Origin of the sequence: Candidatus Pelagibacter sp. HIMB1715, from assembly GCF_052047595.1 — a bacterium.
Taxonomy (GTDB): Bacteria; Pseudomonadota; Alphaproteobacteria; order Pelagibacterales; family Pelagibacteraceae; genus Pelagibacter.
In genome coordinates this window covers 161,180-177,081 of sequence record NZ_JBNAJY010000004.1, presented here as the reverse complement: position 1 = coordinate 177,081, position 15,902 = coordinate 161,180, and the positions used below count along the sequence as shown (strand labels likewise).

The following is a 15,902-nucleotide window of genomic DNA, read 5'->3' as shown; positions in this document are numbered from 1 at the left end:
GATTTTGGTGCTTCATTATAAAAAATAATTGTTTTTATTTTAGTTGCAGATTTTATTAAGTAAGAGTTTGGATTAGAATTTAGCTTATTATCTAAAATAACTCTTATAGGTGAAAAATTATTTTTACTTTTAAGTCTACAATTAAGTTTTGGATTATCCTTATTTAAGGTTTTGTATGAAATTAGTATCGTATCATTTTTGTATCTTAAAAAATGCGAAAATTTATCAGAATAAATATTAGTAATTTTTTGCTTTTCTTTACTATAAATTAAATTGTTCTTTGAAACTGCAATTTTACCTGTAACAAAAGGTAATTTATTTTTTCTGTTAAAGAAATAAGGATAGTAAAACCGACTGATATCTTTTTTTAAAAGGTTTTTTCCAACTTTTATTTTACTTGATTTTAAAACTTTAAAAGATTTGCCACTAACACGTTCATCAATATCAGAAATTGAATAAATAACTTCTGATATTTTTGATTTAATTATTAAATTTGTACAAGGTGGTGTTTTACCTTTATGACAACACGGTTCTAATGTGACATACATCTTTGAGCCAGCAACATTTTCTATAGAATCTTTAATTGCATTTCGTTCAGCATGAGGTCTTCCATTGTATGAAGTCTGTCCTATAGATATAATTTTATTATCTTTAACGATTACACATCCAACAGATGGATTTGTTCCAGTTAAACCTTCACGTGCAATTGCCAAATTGAGGGCAATTTGCATGAATTGTTTATCTTTACTGGTAAAATTATCTTTTTTTGTAGACATCTAATCTGTCCACGAATTGCACAAAGTCTTTTTCTTCTCTAAAATTTCTATAAACGGAAGCAAAACGCACATATGCTACAGGATCAAGCTCTTTTAATCCTTCCATAACCATTGTTCCAATTGTACTAGTTGATATTTCTGTTTGTCCAAGTTCTTCTAATGATCTTGAAATTTTACTTATAAATTTTTCTGCAGTTTCAGTATCAATTGGTCTCTTTTTTAATGCTATATAGATTGATTTAGATAATTTATCTCTATCAAAAGAAGATTTTCTTCCATTTTTTTTAACAACCATTAATTCTCTAAATTGAATTCTTTCAAAGGTAGTAAATCTTTCACCGCATATACATAATCGTCTTCTTCTGATTGCAGTTCCATCTTCAGTTGGTCTAGAGTCTACAACTGATGTATCACCTTTTTTTTCACAAGGACAAATCATTATTTATAAATTTTTATATATTGGAAATGACGAGGTTAGATTAATAACTTCATTTCTTACTTCGTTTTCAACTTTACTGTTATCATCAGGATTTTCAGATAAACCTTTAATAGTTTTTGTTATCAATTCACCTACAGTTTTAAATTCATTTAATCCAAATCCACGAGTAGTAGCAGCTTGAGTACCCAATCTAATTCCCGATGTAATCATTGGCTTCTCTGTATCAAAAGGTATTCCATTTTTATTACATGTTATGTTAGCTCTTGATAGACTTTCCGCTGCAAGATTTCCTTTAACATTAAAAGGTCTTAAGTCAACAAGCATTAAATGGGTATCAGTTCCATCTGAATAAATTTTAAACCCATTGTTTTTTAAAGTTTCAGCTAGGATTTTTGCATTAGCTAAAACAGATTTTATATAATCTTGAAAATCTGGTTGAAGAGCCTCTAGAAAACCAGCAGCTTTAGCAGCAATAATGTGCATCAAAGGTCCACCTTGATAACCGGGGAAAACAGCTGTGTTAAACTTTTTACCAAGCTCTTCGTCATTAGACAAAATTATTCCACCTCTTGCGCTTCTAAATACTTTATGTGTGGTTGAGGTTACAACATGAGCATAATCACATGGATTTGGATAACCTTTACCAGCCACAAGTCCTGAGAAATGTGCCATATCAACCATTAAATAAGCTCCTACTTTATCAGCTATTTCTCTAAATCTTTTAAAATCTATTACTCGAGAATAAGCACTGCCGCCTGCTATTATTAATTTAGGCTTGTGTTCTAAAGCAAGTCTTTCAACATTATCATAATCAATAAGCTCAGACTCTTTATCAACGTCATAACCTATAGCGTTAAACCATTTACCTGACATAGATATTTTCAATCCGTGTGTTATGTGTCCACCTGAATTTAAACTCATTCCCATAAATGTATCTCCAGGATTTAATAAAGCTAAAAATACAGCTCCATTTGCTTGTGCTCCAGAGTGCGGTTGTGCATTTGCATATTTACAATTAAATAATTTTTTTAATCTCTCAATTGCAAGACTTTCTGCAACATCTACATGTTCGCAACCATTATAGTATCTTTTTCCAGGATATCCTTCGGCATACTTATTAGTTAAAACTGATCCTTGAGCTTCAAGAACTGCTTGTGAAACTATATTTTCTGATGCAATTAATTCTATATGTTGTTGTTGTCTTAAGAGTTCGTCTTTTATAGCTTTATATAATTCAGGGTCCTTGCTAGACAAACCATCTTCAAAGAAACTCTTATAACTATCGTTTAAATAACTTTTTTCACTAGACATAATCAATTATATTTTTTTTACTCTTTTTAAGTGTCTCCCACCTTCGAACTTTGTATTTAAAAAAATGCTAATAAATTTTAATGCATTTTTTTTAGTTAGTAATCTAGAACCCAATGTAATGATATTTGCATCATTATGCAATCTAGATAATTTAGTCGATTTTTCATTAAAGCATTGAGCGGCTCTAACATTTTTATGTTTATTTGCCGCAATATTCATTCCAGTTCCTGATCCACATACCAAAATACCAATATTTTTTTTTGATGAATTTACTTTTCTTGCAACTTTATGTGCGTAATCTGGGTAATCAACGCTATTCTCATTTGAGGGACCAAAATCTTGGAAATTAATTTTTTTCTTTTCTAAATAAATTTTAATTGCTTCTTTAAGTTTAAAACCAGCGTGGTCTGATGAGATAAATATCTTTTTCAAATTAATTGAATTTATAATCTAGAACACAAGCAACAAGGTGGACTCTATTTTCTTCACCACCATTAAATGCATTATGATATTTTGTGTTATTAGTCACCCACACAGAACCATCTGCTGGCATATGTTTTGCAACATTATCTATAACCATCAAGCATCCAGGATTAGTTACAATTGGAATGTGCAATCTTGGTTCTGGATCTCTATGCCAACTTAAAGTTGATCTTGGTTCTTTTAGCAAAATTCTTACTCTACCCAATTTGTATTTGCTTGATAAAACATCATAAACTTCTTTAAAATAAGTGTTCTCATAATCTTTTATAAATTCAGAATAAGCTGCTTCATCAATTTCAACATCTCTAGAAACCTCTTGTCCAGTTTTATCAGGTTTAGTCCAGTAAACACCTCTAGCTTTATTGCCTTTGATTGAGTCAGGATCACCAGGAATTTGAGTTAATGAAATTGCTCCAAAGTGTGTTATTCCAGCATCTTCGAATTTTTTTGTCTTAATAATTTGGTTATAGGCCTCTTGAAGTTTGTTTATATCAAATTTCAAGTTTTGTTTTTGAAAATCGCTAAAATCTAAAACTCTTTCTTCTTTTTTTAGGTTTAGGTTTACAACTTTTGTGTTATCAATGCTCATAAAAATGGTTTTGTACTTAATTTAAGAGTTATTTGTATAATACATTTGTCGCATTAATAAAGTAAATTTAAACATGATTGTAGGAAAATATCCAAGCCTAAGATTAAGAAGAAACAGAAAATCTTCTTGGACTAGAAAACTAATACAGGAAAATACCCTAAGTCCTAATGATTTTATTCTTCCAATTTTTCTTATTGATGGAATAAATAAAAAACAACATATAAAATCGATGCCTGGCGTCTACAGGTATTCAGTGGATAGAATCAGTCAAATCATCGACAGAGCGATAAGTAAAGGAATTCCAATGGTTGCTCTTTTCCCAAATACAAAAAAATCATTGAAAAATGAACTTGGATCAGAAGCACTCAATGAAAATAATCTTGTTTGTAGAGCATCAAGAATGATTAAAAAAAAATACAAAAATCAAATTGGAATTATGTGTGATGTTGCATTAGACCCTTATACTTCCCATGGACATGACGGATTAATAAAATCTGATAAAATTTTAAATGATGAAACAATTCAAGTTTTAATAAACCAATCTTTACTTCAAGCTGAAATGGGTTGCGATGTCTTAGCTCCATCAGATATGATGGATGGAAGGATTGGTAAAATTAGAAAAGCAATCGATCAAAACAATTTCCAAGAGGTTCAGATTTTATCTTATGCAGCAAAATACGCATCAAGTTTTTATGGTCCCTTTAGAGATGCTGTGGGATCAAAAGGTTCATTAAAAGGAGATAAAAAAACATATCAAATGGATTTTAGAAATTCTGATGAAGCATTAAGAGAAGTTGCTTTAGATATAAAAGAAGGAGCTGATATGGTTATGGTTAAACCAGGAATGCCATATTTAGATATAATTAAATCAATTAAAGAAAAATTCAAAATCCCAGTTTTTGCTTATCAAGTATCTGGAGAATACAGTTTAATAGAAAATGCTATTAATAAAAACCTTGTAAATAAAGATGCAGTGTATGAAAGCTTAGTGGCTTTCAAAAGAGCTGGTGCAAATGCGATTGTGAGTTATTACGCTGATCGAATTGATAAAATAATAAAATAATCACCTTAAAGTATTAAGAAACAACAATCTATTATTTGGAAAATTAATATTGTTTGGTTTTAAAATTGTTTTGTCAAGATAATCATTAACTAATTTCAAACCTTTTAACAAAATTTTAATATCTTCAACTTCTTTATCTTTTTCAATAAGAAAGTTTGGAACATATTTTTTTTCATTTGAAGATGAAACAAAGTAAACAGTTTCATTATTTTCGGTATCTTTCTCCACTAAATTTTCTAATTCTAAATCATAACCTAATATTTTGAGTAATTCTAATTCCCAAAAAATATATTTTTTTAACCAATTTTTATCTTGTAAAATTAAAAAGAAATTTTGAATTATGAAAAAAACTTTTTCATTTGATTGTGCGTCTGCTGTTAAAATTTTAATCAAATTCATTGCAGAAGTTAAGCATGATAATTTTTGTCTGTCATCAAAATACAAAGGACTGTAAGCATTTAAAATTTCAATTTTAAAATAGCCAATTCTATTTTCATTTTTTGAATTATAATTAACATGCAATTTATTTCCTATTTGAAGATAATTTTTAATTTTTTTTGATGTTCCACCAAATATAATACCTGATACTTTACCTTTTTCTTTGGTGAAAATTTCTACAATCAAGGAGTTTTCGTTATATCTATTTTTACTTAACAAAAAGCCTTCATCAGACCAATTCATATTATTTATTAAAACTATTTAGACACTCCGTAGCAGCACTTTGCTCGGCATTTTTTTTGGAATTACCAATGCCAATAAAATATTTTGTATTTGGTAATTTTACTCCTACTTTAAATACAGGTTTGTGTCTTGGACCAGTATTTGAGATTAATTTATATTTAGGAAGACTTTTAAATTTTTTTAATGTTTGTTCTTGTAACTTGGTTTTGGCATCAATTTCAGTAATAACGCTATCGTTAATTTTTGCTTCCCACTGCTTTAAAATAAATTTTTCTACAATATTAAAACCTTTATCGAGATAAATAGCTCCTATTAAAGCTTCACAACTATCTGCAATAATTTTATCTTCAATTTTTATTTTTTTATTTCTTGGATTAAAAGTTTTTATATATTTTTCTAAATTAATCGATTTTGCAATTTCAAGACAAGATTTTTTATTAACAAGTGAGGCAAATTTCTTATCAAGTATTCCCTCTTTTTCGTTGGGATAAATTTCTAATAATTTTTTAGCCATGACCAGCCCTAATACACGATCACCTAAAAATTCAATTTTCTCATTATTTTTAGAGGAATTAAAACTTTTATGAGTAAGAGATTGGTCTAATAAATTTTTGTTTTTAAAAACTATATTTATTTTTTTTTCTAGTTCTTGATGCTTTATTTTCATTAATTAATAACATTAAAGGTTCTTTTAAATCTTATAGATTTATGCCATTTCCAAAATTCAATAAAACTTCCTATTTTTTTATCAGATGAAAAAAAAATAAATTGAGCCTTACCAACCAGGTTATCTTTATGAACATAACCAACACTTGAAAGAAATCTGCTATCCTTAGAACAATCTCTATTATCACCCAAAAAGAAATAATGATCATCTGGAACTGTAAAAACATCTGAATTTTGATAGGTATAATTTTTTAAATAAACTGTATGAAATTTTTTACCGTTAGGTAATTTTTCCTCAAACTTTAAGACATCTATTGTTGTGTCACCACAATAAATTTTAGTTTTAAGTGGGATTTTAGATTTAAGTATTTCGCTACTATTTAAATATAAATTGGCATCAATAAACTGGATTTTATCTCCTGGGAGCCCAATTAAACGTTTTATATAATCTGTTCTATTGTCAGCTGGTGTTTTAAATACAATTACATCCCCTCTTTCAGGACTTTTAAACATTATTCTTTTACTAAGTATTGGCGGACTAAAAGGGAAAGAATGTTTACTATACCCATATGAATATTTCGTAACAAATAATCTGTCACCTACAAGTAATGTGGGTTCCATCGAAGAAGAAGGTATATAAAAAGGTTGCACGAAAAGTGATCTAATTATTACTGCAATTATCAAAGCATAAAATAAAGTTTTTATATTTTCTGAAAAAAAGTTTTTATCTAGTTTCATTATGATTGAATAATAGCAAATGCTGTTGAATATTTTTTTTCATCAGAAATGGATAGAAAACAATTATATTTTTTAATTTTAAATTTATTTTGGATCATTTTGGTGATTTTTTTGTTTGTAACATAATTTGGTTTACCCATTTTATCGTTAACTACTTCTATATCCTTAAAGTTCAATTTCATTCTAAATCCGCTACCCAAAGCTTTTGAAAATGCCTCTTTTGCTGCAAATCTTTTTGAAAAAAAAGCCACTTTATTCTTTGTTAAGTTTGATTGTCTTTGTTCCCTAACACTATAAACTCGATTAATAAAAGATTTACTTTTTATAGCTTCTTTAATTCTTTTATTTTCAATTATATCAATTCCAATACCTAAAATTTTCATTAATTTTTAATAATTTTTTTAAAATCTTTAATTACTTTGGGTAGACCATAAAATATCGCCTCTCCAATAATAAAATGTCCTATGTTAAATTCCTCTATTTCTTTAATTTTTGTTAAAATTTTAGTAGTTTTGTAATCTAATCCATGACCTGCATGTACTTCTATATCTAATTTAGATGCAAGTTTTGAGCTTTTTTTAATTCTATTTAATTCGCTTGAAAAATTTTTATGCGACTTAACATAATTAGCTAGTTTTCCAGTATGAATTTCAACACAATCAACATTTAATTTTCTTGAAAGTTTAATATCATTTAAATTGGGGTTGATAAATAAACTGGTTCTAATATTTGACTTTTTAAATTTAAAAATTATTTCTTTTAACTTTTTATAATTGTCTTTTAGATTTAAACCACCTTCTGTAGTTATTTCTTTTCTATTTTCTGGAACAATACAAATGTAATTTGGTTTATATTTTAAAGCTTTTTTAATTATTTCACTATTCATTGAGACTTCGAGATTCACTAACACTTTATTCAAAGCACAAATCTCTTTAGTATCTAAATCATTTATGTGCCTTCTATCTTCTCTTAAATGAATAGTTACTGAGTCTGCACCCAACTTTATAACTTCTTTTGCTGCAAAAACAGGATTGGGATGTTTTTCACCACGTGCATTACGCAGTGTTGCAATGTGATCTATATTTACGCCTAGTCTTTTCACTTAATAAATCTACTTCCTGGAGTAGTAATGGGAATTGATTTTAGAGATTTAGGTATATTTTTAAGGTTATAGCTAGGCACGTCTATTTTTAAATGAGAAACAATTTTATTTTTAATTTTCAGAGATTTTTTTGTTGATCTATCAATTATAGAGGCAAATCCAACAAGTTTTGCATTTGATTTTTTTATAAGTTTTACGCATTCCAAACTAGATTTACCTGTCGTAATCACATCTTCTATAATTAAAACTCTCGTTCCCTTCTTTATACTAAAGCCTCTTCTGAGAGTGAATTTTCCATTCACCCTTTCACAAAAAATTGTTTCTTTTTTTAAAATTTTACCAATTTCATAACCTATGATCACGCCACCCATTGCAGGAGCAAGTATTAAATCTATTTTTTTAAAATTTTTTTTAATTTTATTTGCTAATGATTTACAAATTTTGTCAGCTAAATTAGGAAAGCTTAAAAGTTTAGCGCATTGAATGTACTTTGGAGAGTGTAATCCTGAGGATAAAACAAAATGTCCTTCTAATAACGCATCAGTCTTTTTTAAAATATTTAAGGATTTTTTGAGTGAAAGCATTTCTTTTTTCTTCGTGTCTAATTATCTTAAATTTTATACCTTTTTGCTTTAGCTCTGCAATAAAATTTGTAAAATTCTTAAGATTTCTAATTATTAATCTAAATTTAAAATTAATGTAGTTTGGATTTTTACCTGCCATCTCTAAATTAGAAATGTTAAGTTTATGACTTCCAATTAAAGAACTTATATCACCAAGTTGACCGGGTTTGTCAGGTAATGAAATCCATAGTGTAGTGTTATATTTTTTTGTTTTTTCCTCTTTTTGTTCACCTTTGTCATGCCAATATCTTCTAATAGCAGCTCTTGCTTTACCTGTTTTAGTAGTAGGTATCCAATGTAATGATGGTGAGCTATTTTTAGATGTAAGAATATTAACCCTATCACCATTTCTTAATATTGATTGTAATTCACTGTTATTTCCATTTACTTCACATCCAATTGCGGAATTACCAATTTTAGTGTGAACAGCATAAGCAAAATCAATTGCTGTTGCATCTTTTGGTAATTTAATTACAGATCCTTTTGGTGTGAAGCAAAAGACATTTTCCTGAAACATTTGAAGCTTTGTATATTCATAAGAGTCCTCAGGATTTTCATTTTTTTCAATAATCTCCACTAAATCTTTTAACCAATCATACTCTTTCCAACTTAATGAATTAAATTTTTCAGAAGATTTATATTGCCAATGCGATGCAACACCTCTTTGTGCAAAGTCATGCATTTCTTTTGTTCTAATTTGAATCTCTATAGGCTTTTTATTTGAACCAATAACCGAAGTATGAATTGACTTATATCCATTTATTTTAGGCGAAGAGATGTAATCTTTAAATTTACCAGGAATACAGTTCCATTTCTTATGAAATATACCAAGAGTTTTATAACAGTCATCAATAGTATCTAATATAATTCTAAAGCCAATGATGTCTGTTATCTGCTCTAATGAAACTCTTTTTTTTTGAACTTTTCTCCATATTGAAAATGGAGTTTTTTCTCTTCCATAAATTTCAGCATTAATTTCGTGATCATTCAATATTTCACTGAGTTCATATGATTGTTCTTCAAAAATATCTTTTCTATCTAATTTTATTTCATCAAGTCTTTTTTTTATTAATTTTCTTGCATCGTAATTTAAAATTTCAAACGATAAATCTTCAAGTTCATCACGTATTCTGTGCATACCCATTCTGTCTGCCAATGGCGCATAAATTTCCATCGTTTCTTGAGCAATCCTTTGTCTTTTTTCCTCTTTCGTAATTGCTTTAATTGTTCTCATATTATGCAATCTGTCTGCAATTTTTACTAACAAAACTCTTATATCTTTTGATGTTGCTAAAATTAATTTTCGAAAGTTTTCTACTTTGGAATTTGATCCAGCTGTATTTTCAAAAACAGATATTTTAGTAACACCATCTACTAGATCGGCAACCTCATCACCAAATTCAGCTTTTATTGTTTCATAAGTTGCAAAAGTATCTTCAATAGTGTCATGCAACAAGCCAGTGGCAATTGTAGCACTATCTAATTTTAACTCTGTCAAAATATTCGCAACCTCAATTGGATGTACAGAATAAGGATCACCGGAAGCTCTCTTTTGACTCTTATGTGCCTTTACAGCAAAATTATAAGCTTTATCTAATTTTTCAGGATTTAAAAATTTATTATAATTTTTAACTTTATTAATTAGTTCATTAGAATTTAGCATAACCCTATTATAACATTAATTTAAATTTGTTTAATAGACCTAATGTCTGCTTCAGAGAGTGAAGAAATCAAGCTTTTAAGATCTTTTTTAATAATTGGATGATGCCATTTTTTTTGAATTTCAAAAAAAGGGATAAGTACAAAATTTCTTTTATGCATAAGTTTATGAGGCAAAGTTAATTTGTTTTTTACTTTTAAAACCTTTTTATTAAAATCAATAATGTCAATATCACAAATACGTGGGTCATTTTTTTTACCTTTTTTTCTTCCTAATAAAATTTCAATTTTCTTACATATTTTAAGGAGACTTTCTGGATCAAAACAAAACTTTGCCTTGATAACTACATTTAAAAATTTAGGTTTTTTGGGGTCCGGCCAAGAAGGTGTTTCATAAAAACTTGAGATAGATAAAAAATCCAAATTATTTTCGCTTAAATGAGATTTTGCAATTTCTATATTTTTTTTTCTATCACCCAAATTAGAGCCAATACCTAAGTAAACAATTTTAGCTTGATTTTCTGATATATCTTGCCTTTTCACGGTTCCAGTCTCTGCTCTTTTTTGTTGCTCTTTTATCGTATTGCTTCTTTCCTTTAGCAACTGCTAATTCAATTTTGGCCTTTCCTTTTTTAAAATACATTTTTGTTGGAACAATAGTAAAGCCATCTCTTTGCATTTTTCCAATCAATTTGTTTATTTCTCTTTTATTTAGTAGCAACTTTCTTTCATCGGTTGGGTTATGATTGGAATAACTTGCTTGTTTGTAAGGTGAAATATGAGAATTAATTAAAATTATTTCTCCATTTTTTTCAACTGCATAAGAGTCTGCTATATTAACTTTTCCATCTCTTACTGATTTAATTTCAGAACCTTTAAGAACAATTCCTGCTTCTAAAATATCCTCAAAAAAATAATTAAAACTAGCTTTCCTATTTAAACAAATTATTTTTAAACCAGAATTGGTTTTTTTGTTCATTAAATCAACTTTGCTGACTGAAGAGACTTTTTAACAATTTCCTTAGTTTGTTCGGTAACTTTTACCAGAGGTAATCTAACATCATCTTCGCATAGATTTAATAATTTAGCAGCATATTTTACTGGACTAGGATTGCTTTCAACAAACATTGAATGATGAATTGGCTGTAAAATTTTATCTAATTTTTCAGCTTCACCAATATCATTTTCAGATTTAGAAAATTTTTGAAAATCTGAACAAAGTTTTGGTGCTATGTTTGCTGTTACACTTATTGCACCTACTCCACCTCTTTTATTAAATTCTAGCGCATTGTCATCATTACCAGTCAATTGAACAAATTCTTTACCCATTTTTGATAACTGTTGATCAACCCTATCCAAATCTCCAGTGGCATCTTTTACACCAACTATATTTTTTAACTCGAACAGTCTTGCCATTGTATCAACATTCATATCAATAACTGATCTACCTGGTATATTGTAAATTATTATTGGTATCCCGCATTTGTCATTTATAGCTTTATAATGCTGGTACAAACCTTCTTGAGTAGGTTTATTATAATAAGGTGTTACGATTAGAGCACCATTTGCACCTGCCTTTTCAGCGTGTGAAGTTAAAGAAATAGCTTCCTCAGTAGAATTTGAACCTGTTCCAGCTATAACTGGAATTTTTCCATTACTTTCCTTTATGCAGAGATCAATTACTTTTTGATGTTCATCATGACTTAATGTTGGGGATTCTCCTGTTGTACCAGCAGGTACAAGCCCACTAGTTCCATTTTCAATATGAAAATGTATTAATTTAATATACGCCTCCTCATCTAAGAGATTGTTTTTAAACGGCGTAATTAAAGCAACATTTGATCCTTTGAACATAAATACTTATAACATAGTTTAAAGATTCATATACCAAAAGATTATGATTAAAAAATTATTATTTTTAATAATAACTTCCTTGATTAGCTTTAATTTCAGTTGGGCACAGATTGTACCTTTAAAAAAACCATCGCTATCCTCTGAAGAATTAAACAAAAAAATAATATTAAATACAATCAAACCTCTAAAAAAACCGTCAAAAGTTAAAGTTGAGAAAAAGGTTACTAAAAAAGAGACTAAACTTAGTTTTCTTTTACCTAAAAAAAAGCCAGTTATAAGAGGGTTAATAAATTCAGGAACAGTAAAAATTTCTAAATTTTATAATAAAAAAGATTTTGGGATTGCAAAAAAAGCTATTGGCGAAATGCAAAAAGGTCAGTGGAAATCTGCAATTAATATCTCAAAAAAAGCTAAAGATAGATCTATATATAATTTTATAAAGTGGAGACATTTATTAACAACAGGTAATCAAGAGTCATTTTTTGATTACCAAGTCTTTATCGAGGAAAATTCAGATTATCCAAGAATAGATAGATTGAGATATTTGGCTGAGCATAAACTTTCGACAGAAAGAGTTTCTCCAAGAAAAATAATCAATTGGTTTTCAAAAAATGAACCTTTAAGTGGATATGGTAAGATGATTTTAGGTGAAAGTCATATTTTATCAGGAGATAAAGCAAAAGGTATTGCTCTGATTAAAAATGGATGGATTTCCGCAGATTTGTCAAAAAGTGAGTTAAGGTTTTTCAGGAAAAAATACAAAAAATATCTTGATGCAAATGACTATATTAAAAGAGCTGATCATCTAGCATGGAATAGTGATCATTGGGATTTAAAAAGATTAATCAGATATTTACCTAAAGACTATGAATTGCTCTATAATGCAAGACATATTTTGATGACCAAAGGATATGGAGTAGATCAAGCAATCAAAAATGTTCCAAATAAATTTAAAAATGATGCTGGATTAAACTATGATCGTTTAAAGTGGAGGAGAAAAAAAGGACGATTGGAGTCTTCTACTGAAATTTTACTCAAGATAAGAAATGATAAAGATTATTTAGTTAGACCTGACAAATGGTGGAAAGAAAGAGAAATTATATCTCGAAAGTTAATTTATAAAAAACAATATGAACTAGCTTATAAAATTAGTAGCAATCACGGAATGTCTGAAGGGTCTGAATTTGCAGAGGCAGAATGGATGAGTGGTTGGATAGCACTAAGTTTTTTAAATGATCCACTTCTTGCTAAAGATCATTTTAAAAACTTTTTTGACAATGTTAATTATCCAATAAGTGTTTCTAGGGGCGCATACTGGTTAGGTAGATCATATGAAAAACTAAAAGATAAAGATCAATCGGAAAAATGGTATAAAGAGGCTACAAAATATTTAACTACATATTACGGACAACTAGCATTTTTAAAAATTAATCCTAATGGAAAATTTGAACTTGATAAAACAATGTTGGTTAAAGATGAATATAGAAAAATTTTTTTTAATAAAGAGTTAGTAAAAATTACACATCTTTTGCATGAATTAGATAAAGACAAGTATACAAAATTTATCTTAAGACATCTTGCTAATGATAACGTTTCTGAAGGCAGTGAACTTTTAGCTGCTGAACTTGCTACAAGTATCAGTAGATATGATTTTGCAATACAAGTATCAAAAATTGCCTCTTATCAAAAAAGATTTCATAACAAATACAATTATCCATTAATAAGTACACCTAAATACATTAATGGAAGAAAGATTCCTGAAAGTGCATTAATTTTATCAATTATAAGACAAGAAAGTGAATTTGATTTAAAAGCAAATAGTCATGCTGGTGCAAAAGGTTTAATGCAATTAATGCCTTACACAGCAAAATTAGTTGCTAAACAAGCAAAGCTTCCTTATGCAAAATCTCGATTAACAACCGATCCAGAGTACAATATAAATTTAGGGTCTCATTATATTGCTGGTTTAATTCAGCAATATGATGGTGCTTATCCATTTGCAATAGCTGCGTACAATGCTGGTCCAAATAGAGTTAAATATTGGAAAAAATTAAATAAGGATCCACAAAAAAAACAAATAAATTATGTTGATTGGGTTGAGTTAATTAAATTTAGAGAAACTAGGAACTATGTTCAGCGTGTATTAGAAAATTATAATGTGTACAGATATGTACTTGAACAAAATCCAATAGTAATGAAAGATTTTTTTAAAGATCAGCCTTTATATTAGTGGCGGAGAGAGAGGGATTCGAACCCTCGGTACAAGTTTCCTCGCACGGTCATTTAGCAAACGACTGGTTTCAGCCTCTCACCCATCTCTCCGTATGACATTGTGTAATAAGTGATTTTATTGAAAATTCAATATTTATAAAGTAATTATTCAATTATTATGGGAAATAAATACTCAGTATTTTCATTAATCAAGAACGCTCTTTCATACCATGAGAATTGGCAAAGAGCATGGAAAGACCCTACTCCAAAAAAAGAGTATGATGCTGTCATAGTTGGTGGAGGTGGTCATGGTTTAGCGACAGCATACTATTTAGCAAAAAAACACAATATGAAAAATATTGCCGTTGTTGAAAAAGGATGGATTGGTGGAGGAAACACTGGTCGTAACACAACAATTATTAGATCGAATTATTTATGGGACGCTAGTGCTGGACTTTATGATCACGCGCTAAAAATTTGGGAAGGATTATCTCAAGAGTTAAACTACAATGTAATGTTTAGTCAAAGAGGTGTAATGAATCTTGCTCACAATTTGCAAGATGTAAGAGATTTAAAAAGAAGAACACACGCAAATAGACTAAATGGCATTGATGCCGTTTATTTGAGTACAGAAGAAGTTAAAAAGTTTTGTCCAATTATAAATACATCTCAAGATATAAGATATCCGGTACTTGGTGGTACATTACAAAGAAGAGCTGGTACAGCAAGACATGATGCTGTTGCCTGGGGTTATGCTAGAGGCGCTGATGAGATGGGTGTTGATATAATTCAAAATTGTGAAGTAAAAGGTATAAAAAGAAATGGTGATAGTGTTGAAGGCATAGAAACAACAAAAGGATTTATTAAAACAAAAAAAATTGGAGTTGTGGCAGCTGGACATTCAAGTGTGATCGCTAATATGGCTGGCATAAGACTTCCTTTAGAAAGCAAACCTCTTCAAGCACTAGTGTCGGAACCGGTGAAACCAATTATAGATACAGTCGTTATGTCAAACGCTGTACACGCTTATGTAAGTCAATCTGATAAAGGTGAATTAGTTATTGGTGCTGGAACAGATGATTATGTCTCATATACTCAAAAAGGAAGTCATCAAATAGTTGAAGGTACTTTAAATGCTATTTTAGAATTGTATCCAATTTTTAGTCGTATGAGAATGTTAAGACAATGGGGAGGAATTGTGGATATATGTCCTGATGCAAGTCCAATATTAAGTAAAACTTCTATCAAAGGACTTTACTTTAATTGTGGTTGGGGTACAGGAGGCTTTAAAGCTACACCTGGATCAGGAGATTTGTTTGCACACACAATTGCTAATGATGAGCCACATAAACTTAATGCAGCATTCAATTTAAATAGATTTGTAAGTGGAGACCTTGTTGATGAACATGGTGCTGCAGCAGTTGCTCACTAATGTTTGTTATTAATTGTCCATATTGTGGTGAGAGAGATCAGCAAGAATTTAAAGCTGGTGGCGAAGCTCATATTGAAAGACCAAAACAACCGACAGAACTTAGTGATGATGAATGGGCAGAATATTTATTTATGAGAAAAAATATTAAAGGTGTTCAATATGAAAGATGGAACCATGCTCATGGTTGTCGTAAATGGTTTAATATGGTTAGAGACACTTCGAATGATGAGATTAAAGCAGTCTATAAGATGGGAGAAAAACCCCCTTCGATATAA

The 15,902-nt window shown here is 29.1% G+C and carries 19 protein-coding genes and 1 tRNA gene; 4 read left to right on the top strand and 16 right to left on the bottom strand.

Features of this window, described 5'->3' with window-relative positions:
* The 5 genes from ribD to ACTTAY_RS02455 all read right to left on the bottom strand — a co-directional run.
* Positions 1–776 (bottom strand): bifunctional diaminohydroxyphosphoribosylaminopyrimidine deaminase/5-amino-6-(5-phosphoribosylamino)uracil reductase RibD (gene ribD, locus ACTTAY_RS02475; protein ID WP_440672229.1); only part of this gene is annotated, 776 nt, incomplete at its 3' end.
* Positions 757–1,215: a transcriptional regulator NrdR gene (gene nrdR, locus ACTTAY_RS02470; protein ID WP_075506746.1), complete on the bottom strand. Its 459-nt coding sequence runs from the start codon at positions 1,213–1,215 to the stop codon at positions 757–759. The genes nrdR and ribD, both read right to left, overlap by 20 nt.
* Before the next feature lie 3 nt (positions 1,216–1,218).
* Positions 1,219–2,526: a serine hydroxymethyltransferase gene (glyA, locus tag ACTTAY_RS02465; protein ID WP_075506747.1), complete on the bottom strand. Its 1,308-nt coding sequence runs from the start codon at positions 2,524–2,526 to the stop codon at positions 1,219–1,221.
* A 6-nt stretch (positions 2,527–2,532) separates the two neighbouring features.
* A complete protein-coding gene (gene rpiB / locus ACTTAY_RS02460) occupies positions 2,533–2,958 on the bottom strand; it encodes a ribose 5-phosphate isomerase B (RefSeq protein WP_075506748.1) in 426 nt (141 codons plus the stop codon).
* 1 nt (position 2,959) lies between these two features.
* Entirely contained in the window at positions 2,960–3,598 is a 639-nt protein-coding gene (locus ACTTAY_RS02455) for an aspartyl/asparaginyl beta-hydroxylase domain-containing protein (RefSeq protein ID WP_440614331.1), read from the bottom strand.
* Between the two features lie 73 nt (positions 3,599–3,671).
* Here ACTTAY_RS02455 and hemB point away from each other — a divergent pair, with 73 nt between their 5' ends.
* Entirely contained in the window at positions 3,672–4,661 is a 990-nt protein-coding gene (hemB, locus tag ACTTAY_RS02450) for a porphobilinogen synthase (RefSeq protein WP_440672228.1), read from the top strand.
* Here the strand turns inward: hemB and recO are convergent, their stop codons facing one another.
* Genes recO through dapA form a run of 10 tightly spaced genes read right to left on the bottom strand, consistent with a single transcriptional unit; the run spans position 4,662 to position 11,984 of the window.
* Entirely contained in the window at positions 4,662–5,342 is a 681-nt protein-coding gene (recO, locus tag ACTTAY_RS02445; protein WP_440672227.1) for a DNA repair protein RecO, read from the bottom strand.
* A 1-nt stretch (position 5,343) separates the two neighbouring features.
* Positions 5,344–6,009, bottom strand: coding sequence for a ribonuclease III (gene rnc / locus ACTTAY_RS02440; RefSeq protein ID WP_440672226.1), 666 nt, complete (start codon positions 6,007–6,009; stop codon positions 5,344–5,346).
* On the bottom strand, positions 6,009–6,746 hold the full coding sequence (gene lepB / locus ACTTAY_RS02435) for a signal peptidase I (RefSeq protein WP_440672225.1): 738 nt from the start codon (positions 6,744–6,746) through the stop codon (positions 6,009–6,011). The genes rnc and lepB overlap by 1 nt, the downstream gene beginning before the upstream one ends.
* Positions 6,746–7,129 carry a holo-ACP synthase gene (gene acpS, locus ACTTAY_RS02430; protein ID WP_440672224.1) on the bottom strand — a complete coding sequence of 128 codons (384 nt, stop codon included), beginning with the start codon at positions 7,127–7,129 and terminating at the stop codon, positions 6,746–6,748. The genes lepB and acpS overlap by 1 nt, the downstream gene beginning before the upstream one ends.
* Entirely contained in the window at positions 7,129–7,848 is a 720-nt protein-coding gene (locus ACTTAY_RS02425) for a pyridoxine 5'-phosphate synthase (protein ID WP_440672223.1), read from the bottom strand. The genes acpS and ACTTAY_RS02425 overlap by 1 nt, the downstream gene beginning before the upstream one ends.
* A complete protein-coding gene (gene pyrE, locus ACTTAY_RS02420) occupies positions 7,845–8,432 on the bottom strand; it encodes an orotate phosphoribosyltransferase (protein ID WP_440672222.1) in 588 nt (195 codons plus the stop codon). The genes ACTTAY_RS02425 and pyrE overlap by 4 nt, the downstream gene beginning before the upstream one ends.
* Complete coding sequence (locus ACTTAY_RS02415) at positions 8,389–10,134, bottom strand: RelA/SpoT family protein (RefSeq protein WP_440672221.1); 1,746 nt, start codon at positions 10,132–10,134, stop codon at positions 8,389–8,391. The genes pyrE and ACTTAY_RS02415 overlap by 44 nt, the downstream gene beginning before the upstream one ends.
* A gap of 20 nt (positions 10,135–10,154) precedes the next feature.
* Positions 10,155–10,673, bottom strand: coding sequence for a 2-amino-4-hydroxy-6-hydroxymethyldihydropteridine diphosphokinase (gene folK / locus ACTTAY_RS02410; protein ID WP_440672220.1), 519 nt, complete (start codon positions 10,671–10,673; stop codon positions 10,155–10,157).
* The gene (gene smpB / locus ACTTAY_RS02405) at positions 10,639–11,109 is read right to left on the bottom strand and encodes an SsrA-binding protein SmpB (protein WP_075506759.1); all 471 of its coding nucleotides are present in this window, start codon (positions 11,107–11,109) and stop codon (positions 10,639–10,641) included. The genes folK and smpB overlap by 35 nt, the downstream gene beginning before the upstream one ends.
* Positions 11,109–11,984, bottom strand: a complete 876-nt coding sequence (dapA, locus tag ACTTAY_RS02400; RefSeq protein ID WP_075506760.1) for a 4-hydroxy-tetrahydrodipicolinate synthase — start codon at positions 11,982–11,984, stop codon at positions 11,109–11,111. The genes smpB and dapA overlap by 1 nt, the downstream gene beginning before the upstream one ends.
* A gap of 43 nt (positions 11,985–12,027) precedes the next feature.
* Between dapA and ACTTAY_RS02395 the strand changes: the two genes are divergently transcribed.
* Positions 12,028–14,214 carry a lytic transglycosylase domain-containing protein gene (locus ACTTAY_RS02395; protein ID WP_440672219.1) on the top strand — a complete coding sequence of 729 codons (2,187 nt, stop codon included), beginning with the start codon at positions 12,028–12,030 and terminating at the stop codon, positions 14,212–14,214.
* On the opposite strand, the gene ACTTAY_RS02390 is transcribed toward ACTTAY_RS02395, so the two are convergent.
* Positions 14,215–14,306: transfer RNA gene (locus tag ACTTAY_RS02390), tRNA-Ser, on the bottom strand. It lies immediately after the preceding gene.
* A 67-nt stretch (positions 14,307–14,373) separates the two neighbouring features.
* Here ACTTAY_RS02390 and ACTTAY_RS02385 point away from each other — a divergent pair.
* Positions 14,374–15,627: a sarcosine oxidase subunit beta family protein gene (locus ACTTAY_RS02385; protein WP_440634575.1), complete on the top strand. Its 1,254-nt coding sequence runs from the start codon at positions 14,374–14,376 to the stop codon at positions 15,625–15,627.
* Entirely contained in the window at positions 15,627–15,902 is a 276-nt protein-coding gene (locus tag ACTTAY_RS02380) for a sarcosine oxidase subunit delta (protein WP_440672218.1), read from the top strand. Before ACTTAY_RS02385 ends, ACTTAY_RS02380 begins: the two co-directional genes overlap by 1 nt.

What these genes read in the sequence shown, in the direction of transcription:
- nrdR (WP_075506746.1), bottom strand. Translation starts at nt 1,215, where the DNA reads ATGATTTGTCCTTGTGAAAAAAAAGGTGATACATCAGTTGTAGACTCT.
- glyA (WP_075506747.1), bottom strand. Translation starts at nt 2,526, where the DNA reads ATGTCTAGTGAAAAAAGTTATTTAAACGATAGTTATAAGAGTTTCTTT.
- ACTTAY_RS02455 (WP_440614331.1), bottom strand. Translation starts at nt 3,598, where the DNA reads ATGAGCATTGATAACACAAAAGTTGTAAACCTAAACCTAAAAAAAGAA.
- hemB (WP_440672228.1), top strand. Translation starts at nt 3,672, where the DNA reads ATGATTGTAGGAAAATATCCAAGCCTAAGATTAAGAAGAAACAGAAAA.
- recO (WP_440672227.1), bottom strand. Translation starts at nt 5,342, where the DNA reads ATGAATTGGTCTGATGAAGGCTTTTTGTTAAGTAAAAATAGATATAAC.
- rnc (WP_440672226.1), bottom strand. Translation starts at nt 6,009, where the DNA reads ATGAAAATAAAGCATCAAGAACTAGAAAAAAAAATAAATATAGTTTTT.
- lepB (WP_440672225.1), bottom strand. Translation starts at nt 6,746, where the DNA reads ATGAAACTAGATAAAAACTTTTTTTCAGAAAATATAAAAACTTTATTT.
- acpS (WP_440672224.1), bottom strand. Translation starts at nt 7,129, where the DNA reads ATGAAAATTTTAGGTATTGGAATTGATATAATTGAAAATAAAAGAATT.
- pyrE (WP_440672222.1), bottom strand. Translation starts at nt 8,432, where the DNA reads ATGCTTTCACTCAAAAAATCCTTAAATATTTTAAAAAAGACTGATGCG.
- ACTTAY_RS02415 (WP_440672221.1), bottom strand. Translation starts at nt 10,134, where the DNA reads ATGCTAAATTCTAATGAACTAATTAATAAAGTTAAAAATTATAATAAA.
- smpB (WP_075506759.1), bottom strand. Translation starts at nt 11,109, where the DNA reads ATGAACAAAAAAACCAATTCTGGTTTAAAAATAATTTGTTTAAATAGG.
- dapA (WP_075506760.1), bottom strand. Translation starts at nt 11,984, where the DNA reads ATGTTCAAAGGATCAAATGTTGCTTTAATTACGCCGTTTAAAAACAAT.
- ACTTAY_RS02395 (WP_440672219.1), top strand. Translation starts at nt 12,028, where the DNA reads ATGATTAAAAAATTATTATTTTTAATAATAACTTCCTTGATTAGCTTT.
- ACTTAY_RS02385 (WP_440634575.1), top strand. Translation starts at nt 14,374, where the DNA reads ATGGGAAATAAATACTCAGTATTTTCATTAATCAAGAACGCTCTTTCA.
- ACTTAY_RS02380 (WP_440672218.1), top strand. Translation starts at nt 15,627, where the DNA reads ATGTTTGTTATTAATTGTCCATATTGTGGTGAGAGAGATCAGCAAGAA.